Below are 3,168 nucleotides of genomic sequence, written 5' to 3'. Positions count from 1 at the left end.
GATAAGTGGCGATGCAGGCCTCGCTGGTGCCGAGCACGGCATGGCCACGGGTGACGCCGCCGATCGCCGAGCAGCCGCTGCCGGGCGTGCGCTTGTTACAGGCGGGAAAATTCGCCGGATCGCGGAAATACGGACAGCGAGTGCGCTGCATCAGATTGCCGCCGATGGTCGCCATGTTGCGGAGCTGCGCCGAAGCCGCCTGCCACAGCGCTTCCGAAACGGCAGGGAACCGGCTCTTGATGGCGGCATGGTCGGCGACGCTGCTCATCTTTGCCAGCGCGCCGATCATGGCGCCCCGGTCGTCGACCGTGATCCTATCCAGTCCCTTGAGATGAGTGATGTCGACCACGGTGTCGGGTTCGGCGACGCCGCATTTGGCGAGATCGACGAGCGTCGTGCCGCCGGCCAGCAGCATGGCGCCGGGCAGCGCCGCCGCCTGGCGTGCCGCATCGACGGAATTGGCGCGCAGATACGAAAAATCCCTCATGACGCGGTCTCCATGGATGACGCAACCTCCAGTGCCGCCTGGCGCACGGCGGCGACGATGTGCGGATAGGCGCCGCAGCGGCAGAGATTGCCGGCCATATATTCGCGGATCTCGTCATCCGAACCGGCATGGCCTTCGCTGATGCAGGCGACCGCCGACATGATCTGGCCCGGCGTGCAGTAACCGCACTGGAAGGCGTCCTGTTCGAGAAAGGCGGCCTGCACCGCGTGCAGCGTGCCGTCGCCCTCGGCAAGCCCTTCGATGGTGCTGACCGCCCTGCCCTCAGCCTGGGCAGCGAGCGTCAGGCAGGCCAGCACGCGCTGGCCGTCGACATGCACTGTGCAGGCGCCGCATTGGCCCTGGTCGCAGCCCTTCTTGGTCCCAGTCAGGCCGAGATGGTCGCGCAGGGCGTCGAGCAGCGTGACGCGCGGCTCGACCTCCAGTTCATGGCGATGTCCGTTGATTTGAAGGTGGATGGGAATTCGGGTTTTGCTTGTCATGGGGGCGTCTGGCTCCAGTTGCTTGACGCGGTGCGGCAAGAGCACCAAGGGATGGTGAGGCGATGGTAAGGGGCTAGTCTCCCCCCTTGAGGGGGAGATCACGCTCTCGCCGGCTTGCAGGCTTTCAACAGGTGACATACCGGTTCCCCTGATTATATGATAAAGGTGTTGCACTAAAGCGGAGGGGCCTCCGTTTATTACGTGGGGGCTGGGCCGGCACGGTTCAAGCCCTTAGGGTCAAAACCCATTGACATTGGAGAGAATTGGCCTCGCGGCCGCCGCCGGCGCTTGAAGACAAGATCGAAGCCGCGGCGATTAGACCGCTGCTCCACTGCGCTGGCTTGTCCGCTGCCGGTTTGAAAACGGTCGCCCTTCTCCAGCCTCAAGGACCAGCGTCAGAGTATTATCCCACCGCTGTTCCCGCGGCCTGAACCAAAGCTAACGGAAAAATTAAACATTCGTGGCCACAGTACCAGTCTGCCCGAATGAAGGTCAGGCAATGGCTGGTGCTTGCCTATCGAGAAGAAAAGGATTGCTGCATGTCATCCTTGCTCAACACAGCACTTCTACCGCTTAAGCGCGGTCTGGTCATGCTGGCAGTTTTGGCGATTGGCATTCTGCCGGCGCCGGCGCTGGAGCCTGCTGATTTCCCGGAACCGCCGAACACAGTGGCCTTCAATGTTCAGAAGAACGGCAAGTCAATTCCAGTTACGCTGCGACAGCTGGAAAAGCTCGGTCTCTACAGAGTCACCACCACAAGTCCATATGAAAAGGGGCAGCTTACGTTTGAAGGCGTCCTGTTCCGCGATGTGCTCAAGCTCGTTGGATTAGAAGGCGAGGATTCAGTTGCTCTGCGGGCGGTGGACGAATACGTGCAGATAGTTCCACGCGAAGATTGGACGGAAGGTCCTCTCCTGCTTGCCACCCGCCAGGATGGAAAGTTGCTGACCCGACGCACGCAGGGTCCGACCCGGCTGATCTACCCGCTCAAGGACTATCCTGCCTTCGATACGCCAATCCGCAAACCACGATGGGTCTGGCTGATCAAGACGCTCGAGTCCGGCGGCTAGTCGAGCTCCGGCGTGGCTCGAATGGTACGGTTTGGATCGAGTGGCTGGCGCGTTCCCCTCACCTACGGGAGCGCCATTGCTGCGGCGGCGGCCAGCTCGGCCGTCTTGATCAGCATATTGTTTCTCAGCCTCAGCAAGATCGAATATTCGCTGCCTCGGTTCGGCTTTTTCGCCATCCGCGAGTTTCACATTGCAATACGCGATGTAACCCACCTCAGGGACATGACTTCGCTCGCCCAGGCCGCCCCTGGGTCGGCAGACAGCCTTGAGCACTTATCGGCGGCGAACGACCTAGTCTACATTCGTTTCAAGCGGATCGACGGCACTGGGACAGCGAGCGAGATTCGCGCCTACGCAAGTATCGTGCCCCGTGTCGTTGACGCGGTGACACGGCTTGATGCCATGATTGCGGCCGGGCTGCCTCTCGACGAAAAGAGCCTGAAGGAAATGGGGCTGGAACTCGAGCAGCTCGTAGAGAGGATGAATGACGAATATTACAAATATGGAGATGAGATCAACGTAGATCTCTATTCGACAGAAAAAAGTCTGAAGAGATTCAACTACCAGATTGCGTTCGCCCTGGCGGTGTTGTCGCTGCTGGCGATCGGAACTGCCGTATTGCTAATCGGCCGTTGGGAAACAATAAAGAAACTGGAATTCCTGGCCTGGCGCGACGCGACGACGGGATTGAAGAACCGTGCCTGGATGTCAGCCAACAGGGACGTGGTGCTGGACCGGGCAAGGCTGGCCGGCAAACAACTCCGCCTTTTCCTGATAGACCTGGATCATTTCAAGAGCGTGAACGATACGTTCGGTCATCACATCGGTGATCTGCTGCTGAAAGCCGTCGCTGAAATCCTGCAATCGGTCGAACGGCCCGACGAAGTGGTCGCCATCCGTTTGGGCGGCGACGAGTTTGCCATCATGGCGATTGGAGACCGGCACGCGGCAGCGGATGCTCTCGGAGATCGGCTTCGGGAGCAATTGAACCGGTTTGCCGAACTCGAAGGCCACCACGTGCGCATGGGAGCCAGTATCGGCATGGCATGTTTTCCTGAGCATGGCTCGGATATTTCCACCCTGTTGCGCAACGCAGACAGCGCTCTTTATG

At 60.1% G+C, this 3,168-nt stretch carries 4 protein-coding genes; 2 read left to right on the top strand and 2 right to left on the bottom strand.

From position 1 onward, the window contains the following. Together EOA86_RS28225 and EOA86_RS28220 are read right to left on the bottom strand one after the other, a co-directional pair. The coding region (locus EOA86_RS28225; RefSeq protein WP_206630152.1) for an FAD binding domain-containing protein at positions 1 to 487 on the bottom strand (487 nt) is incomplete at its 3' end. After that, positions 484 to 987, bottom strand: coding sequence for a (2Fe-2S)-binding protein (locus EOA86_RS28220; protein ID WP_095520968.1), 504 nt, complete (start codon positions 985 to 987; stop codon positions 484 to 486). The genes EOA86_RS28225 and EOA86_RS28220, both read right to left, overlap by 4 nt. 485 nt (positions 988 to 1,472) lie before the next feature. Between EOA86_RS28220 and EOA86_RS28215 the strand changes: the two genes are divergently transcribed. Together EOA86_RS28215 and EOA86_RS28210 are read left to right on the top strand one after the other, a co-directional pair. Beyond that, entirely contained in the window at positions 1,473 to 2,057 is a 585-nt protein-coding gene (locus tag EOA86_RS28215; protein WP_128344672.1) for a molybdopterin-dependent oxidoreductase, read from the top strand. A gap of 21 nt (positions 2,058 to 2,078) precedes the next feature. After that, positions 2,079 to 3,168 (top strand): GGDEF domain-containing protein (locus EOA86_RS28210; RefSeq protein WP_206630151.1); only part of this gene is annotated, 1,090 nt, incomplete at its 3' end.

The sequence above is a fragment of the Mesorhizobium sp. M5C.F.Ca.IN.020.32.2.1 genome (assembly GCF_004023105.1).
Taxonomy (GTDB): Bacteria; Pseudomonadota; Alphaproteobacteria; order Rhizobiales; family Rhizobiaceae; genus Mesorhizobium; species Mesorhizobium wenxiniae.
Note: the sequence above shows the minus strand (reverse complement) of the source record. Positions and strands in the feature narration are given on the sequence as shown.

What these genes read in the sequence shown, in the direction of transcription:
- EOA86_RS28215 (WP_128344672.1), top strand. Translation starts at nt 1,473, where the DNA reads ATGAAGGTCAGGCAATGGCTGGTGCTTGCCTATCGAGAAGAAAAGGAT.
- EOA86_RS28220 (WP_095520968.1), bottom strand. Translation starts at nt 987, where the DNA reads ATGACAAGCAAAACCCGAATTCCCATCCACCTTCAAATCAACGGACAT.